We start from the raw sequence: 20489 nt of genomic DNA, 5'->3' as shown, positions 1-20489 counted from the left end.
AATAAAAAATCGTTGACCTATTAAAATCATTCTGTGATTATGCTCAGCAGTTGAGCTTATGCTCATTGGTGGATTTTAATATAAACCCATATCCAATGCTCATAATGCTTTTCTACACACTCACACTAAACACTACACAACACGAAGAGCTTATTATGTTAAAAAATAAAAATACAAAATTCGCAATCTCACTATTAACCGCAGCAATGGCTACCTCTATGTCTGCTCAAGCTGATGTTTCTGACTACTTAGACCGCGTTGATGTCGACTTTTTATTAATGCAAAATTTCCAGACTATTCAAGCAAAAGAGGGGGCATTTCGTCCTGAAGATGAAGAACAAGAATCTGGATTTGGCCGTGTAAGAGCAAATTTACAGCTTAAATTTCATATTAACGAATTTATTACAGCTGATATTGATATAGCTGAAGAACCAAATGATTTTGGTGGCGGCGACCGCGATTTTTCATTTCATAATGACTTTGCCGGTGTTGAGTTTGATTTATTTGGCCTTTATGGAACACCTAAAGAAGATGAGAATCTGACCCTTAGGCTTGGTAACATTGGTGCATCACCGTTTCAATTCAAAGGATTCCAAGATGGAGCAGATAACCAAGGTAATGCATTAATTGGTAACGGGATAACTGATTACGCTACAGCTGAAAACGGCGCGCAACTTAGTTACACAAAAACTTACGACAGCGGTTTTCTTCGCTCATACAATGTGGCTGGCCATATAACAACCTCAAGCTTTGGCGAAGCATTCCAAGAAGACCGTGGTTACAATTACCGTTTACAAGGCACATTAGAATTTGAAGGCGGTTTCAAAGCGGGTTTAAATCTTTTCAAGGCCAATCAAGGCGACCAGTTAAACTTTGAAAATGGTGTAGCTAGTTTAGACGGAGTAACTACAACAAACTATCGTTTTGGCGATGGTGAAAACTATAACTTTTCTGCCTCACCATCAAATGAACGTGACACGCACGTAGGTGCAATGCCCGGACTTGAGCAGTCAATCATACAACTAAATCTAGCATACCAACCATCTGACGAAACAAGTTTAGTGTTCATGGTTGGTAAATCATCAGATGATTACACATTTGCAGATGCTGCGGGCAATGCAGTTGCAGGAATTACATACTTTGGTACCGATGGAGTAGCCGACGCTAATGGCACAACGTACGATTCAAACAGTGTGATCAAAGGTGATACATCAGTAGAATATTTTGTTTTTGAAGCACAACAATACCTTATCCCTAAACAGTTATATGTAGCAGCTCGTTATTCAGAAGCAGAAAATACATCTGATTTAATTGAGCAAACAGACAATACAGTAGAGCGTATTCAAGTTGCTGCGGGCTACTGGTTTAACGATAAAACGTTATTAAAAGTGGAATATGTAAATCAAGAAGAAGGCGTTAACTCTGCAGGCCAAATAGGCGCTGGTTTTGACGGGTTCACATCTGAGATTTCAGTTAAATTTTAACTTATATTCAGCAACTTAGTACTTAATATTCACGTAATTAAAGCTATTTTAATTCACTTTTATTAAGTACAAGTGCACCTTTTAATGTTAGAGATAAGGTATTTAAAATGAAAAATAAATTATTAATGCTTGCCTGTGGCATCATGGCAATGAGCAACGCTTACGCAAAAGAAACAATTACAATTGCTACTGTTAATAATGGTGACATGATCACCATGAAAGAACTAAGTAATGAATTCACCAGTCAAAACCCTGATATAGATTTGAAGTGGGTAACACTTGAAGAAAATATTTTACGCCAGCGTGTAACAACAGACGTGGCCACAAAAGGCGGTCAGTATGATGTTATGACCATCGGTACTTATGAAGTACCAATTTGGGGCAAACAGAACTGGTTAACAGAGTTAGATAACCTTGGCAAAAATTACGATTTAGATGATTTACTACCCGCTATTCGAAGCGGCCTTACCGTTAACGATAAGCTATACGCCGCTCCTTTTTATGGCGAAAGCTCAATGGTTATGTACCGTACTGATTTAATGACAAAAGCTGGGTTAACCATGCCTAAAGCACCGTCTTGGGACTTTATTAGAAAAGCAGCAAAAGCAATGACCAGTAAAGAGGATGGCGTTTATGGTATGTGTTTGCGTGGTAAAGCCGGTTGGGGAGAAAATATTGCACTTATTACATCAATGGCTAACTCATTCGGTGCACGTTGGTTTGACGAAAACTGGAAGCCTCAGTTTAATACACCTGAATGGGAAAAAACTCTTCAGTACTATGTTGATGTTATGAATGAATCAGGTCCTGCGGGTTCGTCAGCTAATGGCTTTAACGAAAATCTAGCATTATTTCAAACCGGTAAGTGTGGTATATGGATTGATGCAACAGTAGCTGGCGCATTTGTTACAAACAAAACAGATTCTGAAGTAGCCGATAAAGTTGGTTTTGCACTCGCACCTGACAACGGGCTAGGTAAACGTGGTAATTGGTTGTGGTCGTGGACACTAGCCATTCCTTCAAGCAGTAAAAAACAAGATGCTGCAATGAAATTTATCAGCTGGGCAACATCTAAAGAATATACTCAACTTGTAGCCGATAAAAAAGGCTGGGCAAAAGTGCCACCGGGTACTCGTAAATCTTTATACAGTAACTCTCAGTATATGGAAGCAGCGCCTTTTGCTCAAATAACATTAGATTCAATCGAAACCGCAGATCCTAAAAACCCAACCGTAAAACCTGTTCCTTATGTTGGTATTCAGTTTGTTGCTATTCCGGAGTTTCAAGGGATAGGAACAGCAGTAGGGCAACAATTTTCAGCCGCTTTAACTGGGCAAATGACCGTTAAACAAGCGTTAAGCTCATCTCAACGTTTAGTTGAAAGAGCCATGCGTAAAGCGCGTTACCCTAAGTAGTATCAATTATAGGTGGGCAAGCTCTCAACTTGCCCTGTATTTTATGTCAGTTCTATTTATGATTTTACATATTATTAAGGGTTTCTGATTTTCACTTAATAGTGAGTAAATAGAATTGGCTTTTTTAAGGTCACCGTTATGGCAACAACTAACTCGCGTACGCTTGCTCGGTTCATGCTTCTTCCTAGCGTAACATTGTTACTCGCTTGGATGATTGTTCCGCTGTGTATGACATTGTATTTTTCATTCATTGATTACAATTTATTGGTTCCTGGAGATAAAGAATTTGTAGGTTTTTTAAACTATGAGTTTTTTTTAACTGATCCGGCGTTTTTTGAATCTTTTTTTAACACGCTTTATTTAGTTACTGGCGTGTTGCTCATTACCATTTGTGGTGGTATAGGTTTGGCTATTTTATTAGACCAAGCAATATGGGGACGTAATTACGTTCGTATAATGGTACTTGCGCCATTTTTTGTTATGCCAACGGTTTCAGCCTTAGTGTGGAAAAACATGCTTATGAACCCTGTAAATGGTTTGTTTGCTCACTTTGCAATTTGGTTAGGTTTTGAGCCAATAGACTTTTTTGCTCAAATGCCGTTATTTTCAATCATTATAATTGTGTCTTGGCAGTGGTTACCATTTGCAGCACTGATTCTGCTTACAGCTATTCAATCACTAGACCGCGAACAATTAGAAGCCGCTGATTTAGATGGCGCAGGCCCATTTAGTAAGTTTTTCTATATTGTTTTACCTCATTTATCTCGGGCTGTGACTGCGGTGATATTAATTGAAACCATCTTTTTACTCTCTATATTTGCTGAAATATTGGTTACAACAAGCGGTGGACCAGGTTATTCATCAACAAATATCACTTATTTAATTTATACCCAATCATTACTGCAATTTGATGTAGGTGGTGGTTCGGCAGGTGGCATAGTTGCCGTGATCATTGCAAATATAGTAGCAATATTTTTAATGCGCTTAATTGGCAAAAACTTGGAGGGGTAAAATGAGTATTAAAAATAACACACGTTCAACACTTATTTATACCATAGCGGCATGGACAGTCAGTTCAATGATTTTCTTCCCTATTTTATGGACGTTGATCACAAGTTTTAAAACAGAATCTGAGGCTATATCAGCTACACCCACTTTGTTTGCATTCGAGTGGACGCTAATAAATTACTCAGATGTATTATCACGCTCACCATACTTTACGCATTTTTGGAATTCGGTTGTTATTTCATTAGGGTCAAGTTTATTAGGTTTATTAATCGCTGTTCCGGCTGCATGGTCAATGGCTTTTGTTCAAAGTAAAAAAACAAAAAATTTACTAATGTGGATGCTTTCGACCAAAATGCTACCGCCGGTAGGGGTGCTAATACCTATTTACTTATTATTTCGCGACTTCGGTTTACTCGATACAAAACTAGGTTTAGTTATCGTGATGACCCTTATAAATTTACCAATTATGATCTGGATGCTTTATACCTACTTCAGAGAAATACCGGGTGAAATATTAGAAGCTTCACGCATGGATGGTGCAACAATTGGCGAAGAAATATTTCATGTATTACTGCCTATAGCCTTACCTGGCATTGCTTCAACATTATTGTTAAATGTAATTTTAGCCTGGAACGAAGCATTTTGGACTCTAATATTAACCGCAGCAAATGCTGCACCGTTAACTGCATTTATAGCCAGTTATTCAAGCCCTGAAGGGTTATTTTACGCCAAATTATCGGCAGCATCTGCCATGGCCATTGTGCCAATTTTAATTCTTGGTTGGTTTAGTCAAAAACAATTAGTGCGCGGCTTAAGCTTTGGCGCAGTAAAGTAGGAGAACACACATGGGCAGCATCACACTAAAACAAGTCACTAAAAACTTTGACGACGTAAACGTTATTAAACCATTAGATTTAGAAATTAAAGACGGTGAATTTATTGTTTTTGTTGGGCCATCAGGCTGTGGTAAATCAACATTACTACGCATGATTGCAGGGCTTGAAGACACAACAAGCGGAAATATTGAAATAGACGGGCAAGATGCAACACATACACCACCTGCTAAAAGAGGTTTGGCAATGGTGTTCCAATCTTATGCGTTGTACCCACATATGAGCGTTCGCAATAACATTGCTTTTCCACTTAAGCGCGCTAAAGTAAGCGCTGCAGAAATAGAAACTAAAATCGCTAACGCCGCTAAAATTCTTAATTTAACTGATTATCTAGATCGAAAACCAGGACAGCTATCAGGTGGTCAACGTCAACGAGTAGCAATAGGGCGCGCAATTGTTAGACAACCCTCTGCATTTTTATTCGATGAGCCACTATCAAATTTAGATGCTTCATTGCGTGTAAATATGCGTCTTGAAATTTCAGAGCTGCATAAAAGTTTAGCCACTACAATGATTTATGTAACTCATGACCAAGTTGAAGCAATGACAATGGCCGACAGAATTGCTGTATTTAATGGCGGTATTATCGAGCAAGTTGGTACGCCATTGGAACTTTATCAACACCCAGTAAATAAATTTGTGGCAGGTTTTATTGGTTCACCAAAAATGAACTTTATCGATATTCCAAATGGTGACACTAATGGAGCGTCAAGCTTAGGTGTTCGTCCAGAGCACTTTATAATATCGCAAGATACAGGCACGTGGTCAGGTAAAGTAGGGGTAATTGAGCACTTAGGGTCTGAGAGTTTTTTACATGTAACACTTACAAATGGCAGCACAGTGACAGTAAAAGCTGATGGTGATTGCTCGCTCCAATACGGTGACTCTGTATTTTTAACTGCGCAAGAAAATAAAGTACACAAGTTTGATAAAAATGGGGTAACGATTAAAGCTAGCAACTAAGTTTGAAAGCAATAGAGCCAATACCTTATTTAGTCATAATTAACTTTAAGGTATTGGTTATTAGCTCATTATTGGCTTCGGCATTATATAAATAAATGATATATTTGCCTTAAAGCATAAGTTTGAAGCCATTAATAATATCAAACACAAGTTACTCCTTAATTACAGAGGTTTAAGTGGCAAAATTATCGAACACAGAAATAAGAAAACTTGATGATGCAGCAAGAGCGGGGTGGTTATATTATGTCGCCGGCCAAACTCAAGACGAAATAGCGAAAAAGCTTAATGTATCTCGTCAGTCAGCGCAGCGAATGGTTGCTTTATCAGTTAGCCAAGGCCTAATAAAAGTAAGACTCGATCACCCCATTGCCAAATGTATGGATTTAGCAGAAAAATTAAAAAGCCGATTTGGTTTAGCATCATGTGAAGTGGTACCAAGCGATCCTTCTGAACCATCATCTACAGTTGGACTTGCACAAGCTGGTGCCGCTGAGATACAGCGCCATTTGAAATCAGAAACGCCAAAAGTATTAGCAATGGGAACAGGGAGAGTTTTGCGTGCTATTGTTGATGAACTACCAATACTTGATTGCCCACAACATAAAATAGTGGCTATGTTAGGTAACATGGCGTTAGATGGTTCGGCTTCGCCTTACGATGTTGTAGTTAGAATGGCTGAACACACTAATGCAAAACATTATCCGATGCCATTACCAGTTTTACCGCGCAGTATTGAAGAAAAAAACCAACTTCATGCACAACATAATATAACTGCGAACCTGAAGCTTGCTAAAAATGCAGACGTAACTTTTGTCGGCATTGGTAGTTTAGGTGAAAAGTCACCATTACACATAGATGGTTTTGTTGACGCTGATGAATTAAAAGAGCTTCAAGACTTAGGCGCCGTTGGCGAAATGATCAGCTGGGTTTACGATAAAAATGGTAAATTGCTAGATTGCACTGTAAACCAACGCGTTGCGAGTACGCCATTAGTAACAAATGAAAACAAACAAATTTATGCAATAGCTGCAGGTGAAGAAAAAGTGTTGGCTATACTAGGCGCTGTAAGATCAAATATGATTAGTGGTTTAATCACTAACGAATATACCGCAGAACGTTTACTCAGCATTGATTGAGTTATTTGAACATTGCATTGTGTATTACAAAATTTTTATAGCGAACAAAACGACCTAATGTCCGATACCGTCTAGTATTGGACATAATAAGAGTGCATTCATGCGCTCTTATTAAATAACATTTAACTACCTATAATTTATATTATGTTAAATATAGTATTTTAATTACTTAGTAAGGTAAAGTGCTTATCTATTTAACGTATAAAACGCTCTATTTCACTATTATTTATTTTAAATCATGATTAACGGCATAAACTTATACCGCTAATCATGTAGATATTTTAATTACAGCCTAACTCACTTGCTAAACCAAATACGGATGATTCTATTGTTTGTGCCTGATTACTCGTTAAATTAGGTAAAACATTAATGCCAGTTCTACTTTCAACTTCATCAATACTTACTTGGGTATTACAAAAATTATCTCTGCGGCCAGCACTTTGCTGCATAATAAATGCCGATGCTTTAATGGTGTTACCAGATTGCTTCATTACAATTTTAAAATAACCACTTGGTATAGTATGGTTTTCATTTGCTCGTGGTAAATCTGCAAAGTAATATTCGTACATTGGACCAGTAACTACGTATAAGTTATTTCCATCATCAACATGATTTCTTACCGCTGTTTCAAGCCTAACCCATGGCCCTTGGTTTAATGCTGAAGATTGTGGTGTAATATTAGAAAGCAAATTTGTTAAACGCCAATCGGCTGTATTACTAAAAGATGCCAATGGAACGGTCAGTATTAATTGTTGCATATGCATCGGTATAATCACTCGGCTCAAGCGTATAATGGGAATATAAATCAGGGTCTGATTTCCAACTCCTTGATCTTGATGGCCCGCTCATTGTATTGGGCGTTACTTGGTATGCTACCCAGTCTGCAAATTTTGTGTAACGGTTATTTTTTAAAGTATAAATACTACGTTCAATTGTTTTACCGTTGTTTAATCCTGTTGGACAACCTTCTAAGCAATTGGCAGCATTGGCAGTTGAAGCTAATAATAAGCTTGTTAAGGTTAGTGATATATTTATAAATGATTTCATTGTTGTTTTATCCTGTATAAATGAGGATAAAAACCTAACAAGTTTATGTTACAGATATATTTAATTTTATAAATATATTCAACAAGTTAATTGCATACATGTATATTTAGCACTTAAGTATTGTGTCTAATTGTTAATTTATTCGTTCTAGTTAATCGGTTAATAAAAAGGTAATAAGCACCCTACCAATAGTTATTTATGCATTTTAAATAAATCCTAGGCATAAAAAAACGCAGGCAAATGCCTGCGTTTTATAATTTAATAAAATAATATTAATGAAGTGCCGCTGTAAATGGAATACTTTTACAAATTTCAGCCTCAGCAACTAATAACTCTTCTAAACGCACGTCTACTTCTTCTTTGTCGAAGTATTCGTAGGCTAGTTCTACAAATAAGTTTTTGTGCTTTTCTTCTGATTTAGCAATGGCTACATAAAACTCTTTTTCTTTACCTTCAGGTAATGCTTGCGCAACTAATGAAAAACGTTCGTGTCCACGAGCTTCAATTACACCACCAACTAATAACCTATCCATTAAAAAGCCATCACGTCCGTGCCTAAATAAAGCACGAATTTGCTTTATGTACGGATCTTTTTGGTCATCACCCAATGTTGTGTCGCGTTCAGTTAATAGCTTGAGTACTTGTTTAAAATGAATAAGCTCTTCAAGGGCTAAATCGGTCATTGCTTTTACAAGTTTACGCTTGTCTGGGTAATGCGAAAGCATTGAAATAGCCATGCCTGAAGCTTTTTTTTCAGCAGCCGCATGATCTTGCAAAAAGGTGTTAAAGTCGGCAAGTACAGCCTCGGTCCATTCAAATGGCGTTTGGTATTTTAATTCAAACATAATAAATACTACTTAAAAAATAATGCGGGAATTTTAACGTATTTGAAAATAAAAATCTCGCAATAGGTTTTAGTAAAGCAATGCTCTTAAGGCTTAATTTAGTTAATTACAGTTGAGAGGTGTAAGGTAAATGTTTATCTATACGCCCTTTTGCTGTCGACTCTATTTTTAACGGGTGTTTAATATCGTTCCATGCGGTGACTTTTCCGCCCATATTCATTTTATCAAAATCAGTTTTATCACTTTGTATGTTTAAAAAATCACATACTTTTTGATAACTCCCCGCCTTTGCAATATCAATCGATAAAAAGTCAGCTTCTCTTTTTTCAAAATAACACTGTACAGCATTTAGGTGACGCTTGTAGCAGTCTGCTAAGTAACTATCATTACTAATGTTTACGAGAGATAAATTAGAAAAAACATCAAAGTAACACCGTTTTATATGAATATTAAAACCGCCATCTGTCCGTGTTAAATTAGTATGCATACGTGTGAGTAATTGCCTGATGGATGGCAGCCAAACATCAATTTCTCTTTCCAAATATATAAACTTAGATCCTGGGTAATGCTTATCAAGCATTTTATAATCAGTAAATATGGGGGTGTCGGCAATAGCTTTTGCATTGTCAAAGCTAGCTTTTGTGTATGCTGTGTGCGCGGTGGGTAATCCTAATTCTAGTAGTGCGTGGCACACACTAGTTGTGCCTGTTCTCGGTAAGCCTATTACAAATATTTTAGTCATGTACTGTACTTTAATCAGCTATTACGAGTGAGTAATAAAACAAACGCGCTTATTATCATCACTAGAAAAGTAGCTACAGTCCCTATTTGACGATACTTTAAGTTTTTTTCTACTATACCTAGGTTATGAAAAAATCGACCAATTAACAAAGATGCACCTAAAAGGTGACAATAATGACTGGCTAGACCTTGGTATTCAGCTAAAAATAATAAAATAACGGCAAAAGGTACATATTCCATAAAGTTTGCATGTGCTCTAATTGCACGTTGTAAAACTGAATTACCGTTATCACCTAATGATATTTGTTCTGCTCTGCGAACTTTTATGACATTAAAGCTTAAATAAATATAAAAAAAAGCGAGCAATGCAGCGTATGTTGAAATAATCACAGTGTGTTCCTATTAGTTTTTGTTTTATACGCATTAAGTATGCGCAGCGTTAAGCTGTGCAGATAATAACATATAAATTAACGGCTTTATCACAAGTTTAAAGTTCAACTATGATAAGGTGATAGCCAAATTTTATACGCAATCATAGGGATTATATGTTTGTTCCTCGCAAAGTGGCCGATAGTTATCGTGAAATGATAAACAGTATTGGCTTTTACCCTTCTGTGCTTTCTGTTGGTTTTTTGTTTTTTGCCATCATTACAATGTCGGTTGAATATTTAGCCCCTGTTGAGCAGTTGAAGTCTTTTATCTCAGTGGTTTTGGTTGATAGCGCAGAAAATGCGCGAACAATTTTAAGTACGCTTGCAGGTAGTATTATCTCATTGACTGTATTTAGTTTTTCTATGGTTATGGTGGTTTTAAACTCTGCTAGTGCGAGTCTATCGCCTCGCGTTGTGCCCGGTTTAATTACTAGAAAGTCTCATCAAATGGTGCTCGGCTTTTACTTAGGCAGTATCATTTACTCTATTATCATGCTTATAAATATTAATAAGTTAGAAGGTGGCAGCACTGCAATTCCGTCTATAGGTGTTTTATTTGCTTTAATTTTTGGCTTGATTTCATTAGGGTTATTTGTATTTTTTATTCATTCTATTTCACGCGCTATCCAAGTCGATAATGTCCTCAATGGTTTGTTTAGCCAGACTAAAAAAGAAATTAAAGCGATCATTAAAAGACAAAAAGAGGCCCCTGTTAGTGAGTTTCCTGATTTTTCAACATGGCACTCCATAAGCAGTAAAACAGAGGGTTACTATAAGGGTGTGCAAACAGATAAACTGTGTGCAATTTTAAAAGAGCACGATATAAACTTATATATTTCTGTTAACCAAGGATATTTTACAGTAAAAGGTTATCCATTTTTAAAATGTAATGTTGATATAACCCACGATGAAGAGCTTTTAGAAAAAATATTAGATTGCTTTATTTTTTATGTAGAAGAGTACATTAGCGACCACTACCGCTATGGTTTAACACAAATATCTGAAATAGCAGTAAAAGCAATGAGCCCTGGCATTAACGATCCAGGTACCGCTGTTAAATCAATTGATATGCTGAGTATTTTACTTATTGAGCGCCTATCTCTTAACGATATAAATTATTCGTTTAAGCACAGTGAAAAAAAACCGCTTTTATATTTACATGAAACCAGTTTTGATGAGTTACTGCATGATAACTTTTCGCCGCTTCGTCATTATGCAAAAGGTGACGCCTACGTAATGACAAATGTATTAGAAGCATTTAAAAATATTTTATTTGTGGCGCACGATAATGAAAAAGCACGCGAAAGCTTATTTAATTATTTATTCGCTATTGTTGATGACATAAACATGAATGTGACTAACGAGTACGACAGGCGCGAAATTTGTAATATGCTAAATTCCATAACACGCATCAATGAGCAACAAGGTAGTCAATTGGTGGCACGTTTTGAGCACCACCAAAATAAATCTACTCAATGTAATAAATAGCGTAACTAGATGCCGTTACCTTAATTTCTCCACTGTGATATGCATCAGGTACATAGTTACCGGGTGCACTATCCGCCATTACCATTTCTTTTGCACGCATATAGGGCTGAGTTTGAACATTAAGTGGGCTCAACGATGCGCTATATAACCCTTTTAACGACACATCAAAGTCATCGCTTAATTCTTTAGCCGCTTTTTTAGCATCTTGTATTGCCATTTTTTGAGCTTTTTTATGAAGCTCGTTATAGTTGCTAGCTAAAAATTGGGTATTGTTAATTTGGTTTATGCCGTTATTAACCAAACTTTGTAATAACGTAGGGTATTTACTTATATCAGTAAGTTTGACCGTTAGTGTTCGGGTAATTTTGAAACCGATAAATTCTTGCTGTCCAGTTTGGCGATTGTATTGAGTATCGCGGTGTATATTAATTTGCCCTGCGTTAATGTCAGTGTCTTTAACGCCTAACGTTTTTACTAATTTGATGGCTTTTGCCATAGTGATATCGGCTTTGTTTTTTGCAGCTATTAGGTCTTTATTTACCTCAGTGATACCCACACTCATTTGTACATAATCAGGCATGGTGGTAAGTGTCGCTTGCCCTTTCACATATATGTGTGGTGCATCGGGTGTTGGGCTGGCAACGGCATTAAAACTAAGTGTGCTTAATGCTATTGCACTTCCAAGAAAAAGTTTTAGTGTGTTCATCATAGAATCCTTTTTGTTTTATACTAATCTGCTTAATTAAGTATGATCGCGGATTTGCATTAGCTCTATTAAAGAGCCTAATGGGTTAACAATAAATGAACAAGCATAAAAAAACAGGCAAGCGCCTGTTTTTTGTTATGTGTTGTAACGCAGGGTTACATAAAATTACTTATAGCACTTAAACGCTGCAACGTTTGTAGTTACGGTATTTTGGTAACCAATAATTTTTATCAATGGCTGCCCACAGAGCATCGTCAGAAATTTCCAATGCAACACCCTCTTCTATCGCTTTTTTAGCAATAGCAAATGCAATGCGTTTACTAAGCGTTTCAATTTCTGTTAATGCTGGTAATAAACTGCCTTTACCGCTGTTTGCTCTCGGTGAAGACTCAGCAAGCATTTCACTCGACACGCTAAGCATGGCATCTGTAATGCGTGTAGCCTTAGCTGCAATAACGCCTAAACCAATACCAGGGAAAATATAACTGTTGTTACACTGTGGAATTGGGAAAGTTTCACCATTATATTCAACGGGGTCAAACGGGCTACCTGTTGCAACTAATGCTTTACCATCAGTCCATTTAATGACGTCTTCTGGGTGTGCTTCTACCTGTTTAGACGGGTTACTTAACGGGAAAATTATAGGTTGTTCACACGTTGAATGCATGGCACGAATAACTTGCTCTGTAAACAACCCCGGCTGACCCGATACACCAATAAGTATGTCTGGTTTTGCACAATGCATTACATCTAACAATGACGCGTATTCACCACTGTAAGTCCAATCATTTAGCGCGTCTGTTGGTTGCGCTAAAGCTTGTTGGAAGTCGCGTAGACCTTCCATGCCATTAGTTAACAGACCAAAACGGTCAACCATAAATACTTGGCTACGCGCTTGCTCTTCAGAGATACCTTCAAATACCATTTGGCTAATAATTTGCTCAGCAATACCACACCCCGCAGAGCCTGCACCAACAAATACAACTTTTTGTTGGCTAAGAGTTGAGCCTTTAACACGACACGCAGCTAATAAAGAGCCAACTGTTACTGATGCAGTACCTTGAATGTCATCGTTAAAGCTACAAATTTCTTCACGATAGCGCTTAAGAAGCGGCATAGCATTGGGTTGTGCAAAGTCTTCAAATTGAAGCAATACATTTGGCCAACGGCGTTTTACCGCTTTAATAAATAGATCTAAAAACTCGTCGTACTCGTCTTGGGCTATACGTTTATGGCGCGCGCCCATATACATAGGATCATTTAAAAGCTTTTCGTTATTGGTCCCTACGTCAAGCATGACTGGCAATGTATATGCTGGGCTTATGCCACCACACGCGGTGTACAATGACAATTTACCAATAGGAATACCCATGCCGCCAATACCTTGGTCGCCTAGTCCTAATATACGTTCACCATCGGTCACAACAATGACTTTTACTTTACCCTTTGTGGCATTACGTAAAATGTCGTCAATTTGGTAACGGTCTTCGTACGAAATAAACAAGCCACGTGCGCTGCGGTAAATATCCGAAAACTTTTCACAGGCATCACCCACTGTAGGGGTGTAAATAATTGGCATCATTTCTTCAAGATGATCGCGCACTAAGCGGTAGTAAAGCGTTTCGTTGTTATCTTGAATGGCACGTAAATAAATGTGCTTATTTAAATTGTCGGTAAAACTTGAGTATTGCTGATAACAACGTTCAACTTGCTCTTCGATGGTTTCAAAGCGTGGAGGAAGTAAACCTGCAAGGTTAAAATTTTCGCGCTCTTTTTTACTAAACGCACTGCCCTTGTTTAGTAATGGCGTTTCAATAAGGCCAGGGCCAGAGTGATGAATATATAAGTAATTAGGATCAGTATTTGTTGTCATATTTCCAGGCTTTAATGGAGTCTTAAGTTATGATCTGTCATTATCAATGCTCAGAATTTAAATGCAATGAACATAGTACTTGTCAGACCATTGAGAATACAAACACGCACATAGGTCGTGTTTGTATTATACATAATTTAAAATTTGAAAGTGGCGTTATTGTTAGTTAAATCAGACAACGCAACACCTTCACGGCGCGGGTCGGCTGCGCCATACAGCTTATTATTTTTCACTTCAACACCATGTAAACCTGAATTTAGGTCTAACACACGTACTTTATGACCACGTGAAGTGAGTGCGGGTGCAAGTGATTCAATAATGGTGCCTTTTTCAAGGCTGGTGTAATCATTACGATTAGTAGTACGCGGCAAGTTAATAGCTTCTTGCACCGATAAATTCCAATCTAAAACGCCAACAACTACTTGAGCGACGTAATCAATAATACGGCTACCACCAGGAGATCCTACAACTAAACGTAAGCTACCATCTTCATTAAAAACCATAACCGGTGACATAGAACTGCGCGGGCGTTTTCCTGGCTCTACACGATTAGCAACTAACTTACCGTTTTTACGTGGAGAAAGTGAGAAGTCGGTTAACTGATTATTTAAAATATAACCATTAACCATAACTGTAGAACCAAATGCCATTTCTATTGAGCTGGTCATTGATACTGCATTACCAAAGCTATCAACAATAGAGACATGCGATGTTGAAGGGAGTTCATACGAATCATCTTGTGCATAACTTAAGTAGTTAACGGGGTCGCCGGCAACTGCATGCTGATCTTTTTCGGTTATGAGTGTTGCGCGTGATTTAATGTAACTTTTGTTTAATAGCGCTTGAGTTGGTACCTCAGTAAAATCTGGATCACCCATGTATACATTTCTATCGGCAAAGGCAATACGCGACGCTTGGCTGAAGTAGTGAATTGCTTGTTCGCTGTTAGGCTTTAAGGCAGAAATATTTGTATGCTCTAGTAACCCTAGTATTTGTAAAACAGCCACACCGCCACTACTTGGTGGTGCCATAGAACATACGTTATAAACACGGTATTTTATACAAACTGCATCGCGTTCTTTGCTTTTGTATTGTGCAAGGTCTTGCTGAGATAATTTACCGGGTGCAATTTTTGAATTTTGTACCGCACTTACCATTTTTTTTGCATTTTCACCTTTATAAAACGCATCAATGCCTTCATTAGCAATGGCTTTGTATAAATCAGCAAGCGGCTGGTTTTTTTTAACGGTACCGGCCTCAATGAGTTTACCATTTGGGTAAAAGTATTCATTTATCACTGGCATACTCATAACACCTGGATTTAGTTGGCGAGCTAACAAACCATGTAATCTAGGCGATACAACAAACCCTTGTTCAGCAAGTTCAATAGCCGGTTTAAATAGCTGTTCCCAAGGTAATAAACCATAGTGCTTATGCGCATTTGCAAAGGCATGTAGAACACCAGGTACACCCACAGAACGACCGCCTACAACGGCTTCAATCCATTTGACCGCTTTGCCATGCTTATTTAAAAATAAATTTTCATTCGCATTTTTAGGGGCCGTTTCTCTTCCATCAAAGCTGGTTAACTTATTATTTGCTTTGTTGTAGTACATCATAAATGTACCGCCACCAATACCCGATGACTGAGGCTCAACAAGTGTTAAAACAAGTTGAGTGGCTATTGCTGCATCAACTGCACTGCCGCCTTTTGCTAATATTTGCTGTCCCGCTTGAGATGCATACGGATTTGCCGCGGCAACCATGTATTTGTCACCTATAACAATCTGCTTAGAACTAATTGATGTGGTAGCTTCTGGTTCGCGAACTTCTACTTTTGTGGGTTCTTTTGACAGCACCGGCAAAGAAAGTACACCTAAGCCGATAGCAAATAATGAGTTAAGTTTAAAATGCATAAAAAATATTAAAAACACTTAATTACAATAGGTAATTGGCATCTTAAAGTTAAACGGGCACAATATGCAAAAATTAATACTAAAAAAATACAATAAAATGCTTAATTTACCTATACAGCCTCGTTATATTTTACCACCTTTATTATTGATACTTTTTAGCACTATTTTTGCTGCATTTGATTTAAATAATTTACTAGAATTTAACCGAGCATTAGTTAACAAAGGTGAGCTTTGGCGTATTTTTACTAGCCAATTTGTACACGCAAATTGGGCCCATTTGGGGTTAAATATAAGCGGAATTTTTTTAATTTGGTTATTACATGGTGAGTATACTACCCCTACCCGTTACTTTCTAAATACGATCACTTTAGCGCTTTGGTGCGGTTTAGGCGTGTATTTTTATTGCCCAGACATACATATCTATACAGGTTTAAGCGCGCTGTTACACGGTGTTATTATTTGGGGCGCAGTAAAAGATATTACACAAGGGCTTAAATCGGGCTATTTATTATTCATCGGTGTGTGGGTAAAAATAGCATATGAGCAATTGAGTGGTCCAAGTGCGGATATTGGCGAGCTTATTAATTCGACCGTTGCAATAGATGCTCATTTAATTGGCGCTATTGGCGGATCATTGTTAGGCATCGAGCTTGTTATTAAATATTATAAAAATAGGGCTAAAGGTTAAATAAAAACGCCACTTTAACTAAAGTGGCGTTTTACATTGTTTATTTAAAGAGTGTCTTTGAATAGTTTATAAATGCGGCGGTATTCATCTAACCAACTTGACGGTTGCACAAAACCATGCGGTTCAACTGGAAAGATAGCCGTTTCAAAGTTTTCTTTTTCAAGCTCAATTAAACGCTGAACTAAGCGCACGGAGTCTTGAAAAAATACGTTGTCGTCTACCATTGGTGCATTGATCAACAGTGGCTTATTTAAACCCTCTGCAAAGTAAATTGGTGAGCTACGCTCGTATGCAATGGGATCTACATCTGGATGGTTTAAAATATTGCCCGTATAGGCCGTATTGTAGTGAGCCCAATCAGTTACTGGGCGAAGTGCTGCACCTGATTGAAACAATTCTGGTGCAGTAAATAATGCCATAAAGGTCATAAAGCCGCCATAAGAACCGCCGTAGGTCCCCACTGCTTGCGTGTCGACGTTAGCATTTTCAGCCATCCATTTAACACCATCAGCTAAATCTTGCGTTTCTGGTGTGCCCATTTGACGATAAATAGCTGTACGCCAGTCGCGGCCATACCCTTTAGATGCACGGTAGTCCATATCCATTACCACGTAACCTTCATCAGCCAATAATGAATGAAACATAAACTCTCTAAAGTACACAGACCAACCCATATGTGAGTTTTGTAAATAACCTGCACCGTGATTAAAAATAACTGCTTTACGTGTTTTACCACCTTCGCCTTCTACGTAATCAGCTGGGTAGTATACCTTGGCATATATTGGCGCATCAGTATGGCTAGACGGCACTGCAACTATTTTCGGTGCAGTTAATTTTTTAGCTAAAAAAGCGCTTGATACTGTATTAGTTAAACGTGTTGCTGTTGTATTTGCTTTAGCATCCGCAATATATAGCTCGCTAGGCATAGTAATTTTTGAATGAACAAGCAGTAATTTTTCTTCATCTGGACTTAGCGTATAGTCGGTCATGCCATTTAGATCAGTAATTTTTTCACTTTTAGCTGTTTGTGGATCTACACGGAAAATTTCGTATAGACCAGGGTGTTCAACATTAGCTTTGTAATAAATAGCAGAATCATCGCTTGTAACTGTTGGGTTTGATACCTCAAACTCACCCTGAGTTAACGCAACTGCGTTACCGTTTAATGGTTTTTTATAAAGCTGGCTGTACCCAGACTCTTCTGAAAGGTAATAAAGCGTGTTTGCGTTATTCAACCAGCCAAAATTATTAAATGCATAAGCGATCCATGCGTCGTCATGTAAACGATGCTGCGACACCAGTTTATTGTTTTCAAAATCTACGGTCGCAATCCAGCGATCTTTGTTGTCCCACGCTTCAAGCATAATAGCAACTTGCGAACCATCGTTATTCCAAACTATTGGGCTTTGTCCTAATCCCCAATTTGTGATCAAATTAATAGCGCGTGGTGAGTTCTTCGATTCGTAGGTTTTACCTAATCGCGCATAATTTTCTTGTTTTACACTTGCTAATACATCTTCATCAAAACCTGGCAGCGAATCAAACGCTAGTGTGTTTTGTGTTTTATCATTTAAATTAATATATATAACTTGCGATGTTTCTTCTTTTGCATCAGCTATGCGACGGCGAACTTTTTTAGGTGCTATGGTGGCGTCGTCAGTCACATAATGTGGCATTATATCGGTGTCACTTCGCCAACTTGATTGTTTTTTTACGACAACTAGTAACGCATCTCCATTGGGTGAAAGTTCTACGTTATCAACTTTATTACCTTTGCCTAAATAGTAACTTGTATTTGCTACAGAAGTATTTTGTTCGTTTATTTGCGCGTTACGTGCGTGTTGGTCTTTTTTATTTTTGTGTTCAAGAGCAATGTATTCAATAAGCTTATGCTGCTCTTTTGCAATGTACGAACTTGGCTCGCTAATTCCTTTTGGTTTATCAGCAAGTTTTAGGTTAGCAATTTCTTGTGTTAACCCCGTTACTAAATCAACTTTAAAAAACATATTCCCTTGGCGATAAGCCAAAGTACCATCGTTTAAAAACTGCGGATTAGATTCGTTAGCTGTGCTATGGGTTATTTGGCGCAGTGTGTTAGTTTTAATATTTTTTACAAACACATTGCCTTTAAAGACGTAGGCTTGCAGAGCTTTGTCGTTTGAATAAACCGCGTTTCTAGCACCCAGTGTATGTAGTTTATTTAATGCTATTTGTTCTGCGGTTTGTGACGTTACAGACTGGCTAAATAAGTCACGTAATGTGCTACCTTGTTGCTTTTGAGAATAAATAATTGTTGCCGAATCAGCAGTCCAAAAGGCATTTTGTGGTTGGTTGCCTATCCAATCAGGATCGGCCATTGCTTGTTTTAAAGTTATTTTTTCTGAACCAACATCGGCAGGTGTACTAACCACCGCTTCAACTTTGTTTTTTTCCAAAGCATTATATGTAGAGGCTGTGTTTGCAGTTGCACTACAACCCGCAAGCATTACGCTTGAGGCAACAGCTAATGCTACTAACGTTTTAGATGAAGAAAAATTAAAAATCATAGTGCTTCTATACCGTTATTATAATTAACGGGTATTTAAGCAGAAGCACTAAAGTTAATGCAATTTTTTAAGATAAATAGCCATTTAACAGGGTAAAGCTCAGTTTACTTAAGCCTTAATTATTTAATCACTAAATCTAGCCATACTAGGCGATGATCGCTTGATGCACTTCTATCTTTAATTAAGCGATATTGTTCGCTTGATTCAACTGGCCAAAATACCCCACCTTCTTTAATATCTAAACCGTAAGTTGATGGCAATACATAGTCTACTCGTGCTTGCCAATTGGCAGTAAAGTGTTGTGCATGCGTAAGTTCATATTGCTGTTTAGCGCCTGCACTTTTAGGTACAAACTGTGCATTAATTAATGGATTTTTTAGCAATTGATCTGTTGTTTCTAAACGCGCTTTATCACCTTCTGGTGCTGCGTTTAAATCCCCTAAAATAACAAAACGCGACTGAGCCCCTAGCCCTCCTTTTGTGCCATTATCATCATATAAGTAGTCTGCATTGGCTACGTAGTCGGCAATTAATCTAATTTCGTCATGATTACGTTTACCATTTCTATCTTCTTCGCCGTCAAACACAGGAGGCGTAGGGTGAGACGCCAATACATGCACTGCTTTGTTATCAATAACAACGGGGACATCCCAAAACGATTTAGAACTTAACCTAAGCGCTTGCCACTCTTGAGCGTTATACCAATTCTCGCCTGTTTTTGGCATCAACGGCATTTTTGCATTAGGCATATCTTTGTATTTAAAGGTTTGAAGCGTTCTGATTTTGTCAAAATCGATTGGGTATTTCGATAATATGGCCATACCATAATGCCCTTCAAAAAAGCCAAAGCCTTGGGCATCACCCATTACTTTACTTTTTTTACCATCGTTATCTAGGTCAAACTCTGTCGCAAGGCCAGTATTGACGGGGGCTATATAAGAATAAGGATAATCTATGGCTTTTTGCTTGTTTTGGCTTACGGCTAAGTAATGCGTTTTAAAGTAATCAATACCTTGCTCTTTAGGAACAAAATCAAATTCGTTCAGTAAAATAATATCAGGACGAACGCGCTGAATAATTTCTGCAATATTTTTAATCTGTTGTGTGTTTGAGGTAAGCGCTTTGACTAAGGCATCACTTTTAATAGGCTCGCCTTTGGCGGTGTAATTTGTGGCATCCATACTTACATTAAACGTTGCAACACGAATTGTATCGGTTGCGTACGCATTGAGACTCAATGAAGCAGCTGTTAGCAACGCACCAAACGTTAGATCAAATTTCATTTAATTATCCTACTTATAAAAAAGTA

The 20489-nt window shown here is 37.7% G+C and carries 16 protein-coding genes and 1 pseudogene; 8 read left to right on the top strand and 9 right to left on the bottom strand.

Annotated features, from left to right (window positions below):
• Positions 1-155: 155 nt before the first annotated feature.
• From AC27JL_RS09430 to AC27JL_RS09405, 6 genes are all read left to right on the top strand, one after another.
• Positions 156-1484: a hypothetical protein gene (locus AC27JL_RS09430; protein ID WP_487195477.1), complete on the top strand. Its 1329-nt coding sequence runs from the start codon at positions 156-158 to the stop codon at positions 1482-1484.
• Positions 1485-1591: 107 nt separating this feature from the next.
• Positions 1592-2899 carry an ABC transporter substrate-binding protein gene (locus tag AC27JL_RS09425; protein ID WP_487195476.1) on the top strand — a complete coding sequence of 436 codons (1308 nt, stop codon included), beginning with the start codon at positions 1592-1594 and terminating at the stop codon, positions 2897-2899.
• Positions 2900-3037: 138 nt separating this feature from the next.
• A complete protein-coding gene (locus AC27JL_RS09420; protein ID WP_008133013.1) occupies positions 3038-3910 on the top strand; it encodes a carbohydrate ABC transporter permease in 873 nt (290 codons plus the stop codon).
• 1 nt (position 3911) lies between these two features.
• Positions 3912-4742 (top strand): carbohydrate ABC transporter permease, encoded by an 831-nt coding sequence (locus AC27JL_RS09415; protein ID WP_008133015.1) that lies wholly within the window; start codon positions 3912-3914, stop codon positions 4740-4742.
• 10 nt (positions 4743-4752) lie between these two features.
• The gene (locus AC27JL_RS09410) at positions 4753-5763 is read left to right on the top strand and encodes an ABC transporter ATP-binding protein (protein WP_039036972.1); all 1011 of its coding nucleotides are present in this window, start codon (positions 4753-4755) and stop codon (positions 5761-5763) included.
• A gap of 176 nt (positions 5764-5939) precedes the next feature.
• Positions 5940-6899, top strand: a complete 960-nt coding sequence (locus AC27JL_RS09405) for a sugar-binding transcriptional regulator (protein WP_006792952.1) — start codon at positions 5940-5942, stop codon at positions 6897-6899.
• 281 nt (positions 6900-7180) lie between these two features.
• Here AC27JL_RS09405 and AC27JL_RS09400 read toward each other — a convergent pair.
• The 4 genes and pseudogenes from AC27JL_RS09400 to AC27JL_RS09385 all read right to left on the bottom strand — a co-directional run bounded on the left by AC27JL_RS09400 (position 7181) and on the right by AC27JL_RS09385 (position 9922).
• Positions 7181-7946, bottom strand: a pseudogene (locus tag AC27JL_RS09400) (DNA/RNA non-specific endonuclease).
• Between the two features lie 272 nt (positions 7947-8218).
• Positions 8219-8791 carry a MiaE family protein gene (locus AC27JL_RS09395; protein WP_008133023.1) on the bottom strand — a complete coding sequence of 191 codons (573 nt, stop codon included), beginning with the start codon at positions 8789-8791 and terminating at the stop codon, positions 8219-8221.
• Between the two features lie 106 nt (positions 8792-8897).
• Positions 8898-9533 carry a sulfotransferase gene (locus AC27JL_RS09390; protein ID WP_487195475.1) on the bottom strand — a complete coding sequence of 212 codons (636 nt, stop codon included), beginning with the start codon at positions 9531-9533 and terminating at the stop codon, positions 8898-8900.
• A 14-nt stretch (positions 9534-9547) separates the two neighbouring features.
• Entirely contained in the window at positions 9548-9922 is a 375-nt protein-coding gene (locus tag AC27JL_RS09385; RefSeq protein ID WP_006792956.1) for an MAPEG family protein, read from the bottom strand.
• Positions 9923-10077: 155 nt separating this feature from the next.
• Between AC27JL_RS09385 and AC27JL_RS09380 the strand changes: the two genes are divergently transcribed.
• Positions 10078-11451 carry a DUF2254 domain-containing protein gene (locus tag AC27JL_RS09380; RefSeq protein WP_487195474.1) on the top strand — a complete coding sequence of 458 codons (1374 nt, stop codon included), beginning with the start codon at positions 10078-10080 and terminating at the stop codon, positions 11449-11451.
• Here the strand turns inward: AC27JL_RS09380 and AC27JL_RS09375 are convergent.
• The 3 genes from AC27JL_RS09375 to ggt all read right to left on the bottom strand — a co-directional run bounded on the left by AC27JL_RS09375 (position 11432) and on the right by ggt (position 15946).
• On the bottom strand, positions 11432-12157 hold the full coding sequence (locus AC27JL_RS09375) for an SIMPL domain-containing protein (RefSeq protein WP_487195473.1): 726 nt from the start codon (positions 12155-12157) through the stop codon (positions 11432-11434). The two genes, AC27JL_RS09380 and AC27JL_RS09375, sit on opposite strands and share 20 nt — an antisense overlap.
• Before the next feature lie 178 nt (positions 12158-12335).
• Positions 12336-14030: an NAD-dependent malic enzyme gene (locus AC27JL_RS09370; RefSeq protein WP_008133030.1), complete on the bottom strand. Its 1695-nt coding sequence runs from the start codon at positions 14028-14030 to the stop codon at positions 12336-12338.
• 137 nt (positions 14031-14167) lie between these two features.
• Positions 14168-15946, bottom strand: coding sequence for a gamma-glutamyltransferase (gene ggt / locus AC27JL_RS09365; protein ID WP_487195472.1), 1779 nt, complete (start codon positions 15944-15946; stop codon positions 14168-14170).
• Positions 15947-16010: 64 nt separating this feature from the next.
• Here ggt and rrtA point away from each other — a divergent pair, with 64 nt between their 5' ends.
• Complete coding sequence (rrtA, locus tag AC27JL_RS09360; protein ID WP_487195471.1) at positions 16011-16634, top strand: rhombosortase; 624 nt, start codon at positions 16011-16013, stop codon at positions 16632-16634.
• Positions 16635-16678: 44 nt separating this feature from the next.
• Here rrtA and AC27JL_RS09355 read toward each other — a convergent pair whose 3' ends face one another.
• Positions 16679-19180 carry a S9 family peptidase gene (locus AC27JL_RS09355; protein ID WP_487195470.1) on the bottom strand — a complete coding sequence of 834 codons (2502 nt, stop codon included), beginning with the start codon at positions 19178-19180 and terminating at the stop codon, positions 16679-16681.
• Positions 19181-19299: 119 nt separating this feature from the next.
• The gene (locus tag AC27JL_RS09350; protein ID WP_487195469.1) at positions 19300-20463 is read right to left on the bottom strand and encodes an endonuclease/exonuclease/phosphatase family protein; all 1164 of its coding nucleotides are present in this window, start codon (positions 20461-20463) and stop codon (positions 19300-19302) included.
• Positions 20464-20489: the final 26 nt, after the last annotated feature.

The organism is Pseudoalteromonas sp. 4NS20-0020 (genome assembly GCF_057554385.1).
This window is presented reverse-complemented; position numbering and strand designations above follow the sequence as displayed.

Excerpts from the sequence above, each read along its gene's own strand:
- AC27JL_RS09395 (WP_008133023.1), bottom strand. The coding sequence starts at position 8,791 with ATGTTTGAATTAAAATACCAAACGCCATTTGAATGGACCGAGGCTGTA.
- AC27JL_RS09350 (WP_487195469.1), bottom strand. The coding sequence starts at position 20,463 with ATGAAATTTGATCTAACGTTTGGTGCGTTGCTAACAGCTGCTTCATTG.
- AC27JL_RS09370 (WP_008133030.1), bottom strand. The coding sequence starts at position 14,030 with ATGACAACAAATACTGATCCTAATTACTTATATATTCATCACTCTGGC.
- AC27JL_RS09375 (WP_487195473.1), bottom strand. The coding sequence starts at position 12,157 with ATGAACACACTAAAACTTTTTCTTGGAAGTGCAATAGCATTAAGCACA.
- AC27JL_RS09390 (WP_487195475.1), bottom strand. The coding sequence starts at position 9,533 with ATGACTAAAATATTTGTAATAGGCTTACCGAGAACAGGCACAACTAGT.
- ggt (WP_487195472.1), bottom strand. The coding sequence starts at position 15,946 with ATGCATTTTAAACTTAACTCATTATTTGCTATCGGCTTAGGTGTACTT.
- AC27JL_RS09430 (WP_487195477.1), top strand. The coding sequence starts at position 156 with ATGTTAAAAAATAAAAATACAAAATTCGCAATCTCACTATTAACCGCA.
- AC27JL_RS09420 (WP_008133013.1), top strand. The coding sequence starts at position 3,038 with ATGGCAACAACTAACTCGCGTACGCTTGCTCGGTTCATGCTTCTTCCT.
- AC27JL_RS09355 (WP_487195470.1), bottom strand. The coding sequence starts at position 19,180 with ATGATTTTTAATTTTTCTTCATCTAAAACGTTAGTAGCATTAGCTGTT.
- AC27JL_RS09380 (WP_487195474.1), top strand. The coding sequence starts at position 10,078 with ATGTTTGTTCCTCGCAAAGTGGCCGATAGTTATCGTGAAATGATAAAC.
- AC27JL_RS09415 (WP_008133015.1), top strand. The coding sequence starts at position 3,912 with ATGAGTATTAAAAATAACACACGTTCAACACTTATTTATACCATAGCG.
- AC27JL_RS09425 (WP_487195476.1), top strand. The coding sequence starts at position 1,592 with ATGAAAAATAAATTATTAATGCTTGCCTGTGGCATCATGGCAATGAGC.
- AC27JL_RS09410 (WP_039036972.1), top strand. The coding sequence starts at position 4,753 with ATGGGCAGCATCACACTAAAACAAGTCACTAAAAACTTTGACGACGTA.
- rrtA (WP_487195471.1), top strand. The coding sequence starts at position 16,011 with ATGCAAAAATTAATACTAAAAAAATACAATAAAATGCTTAATTTACCT.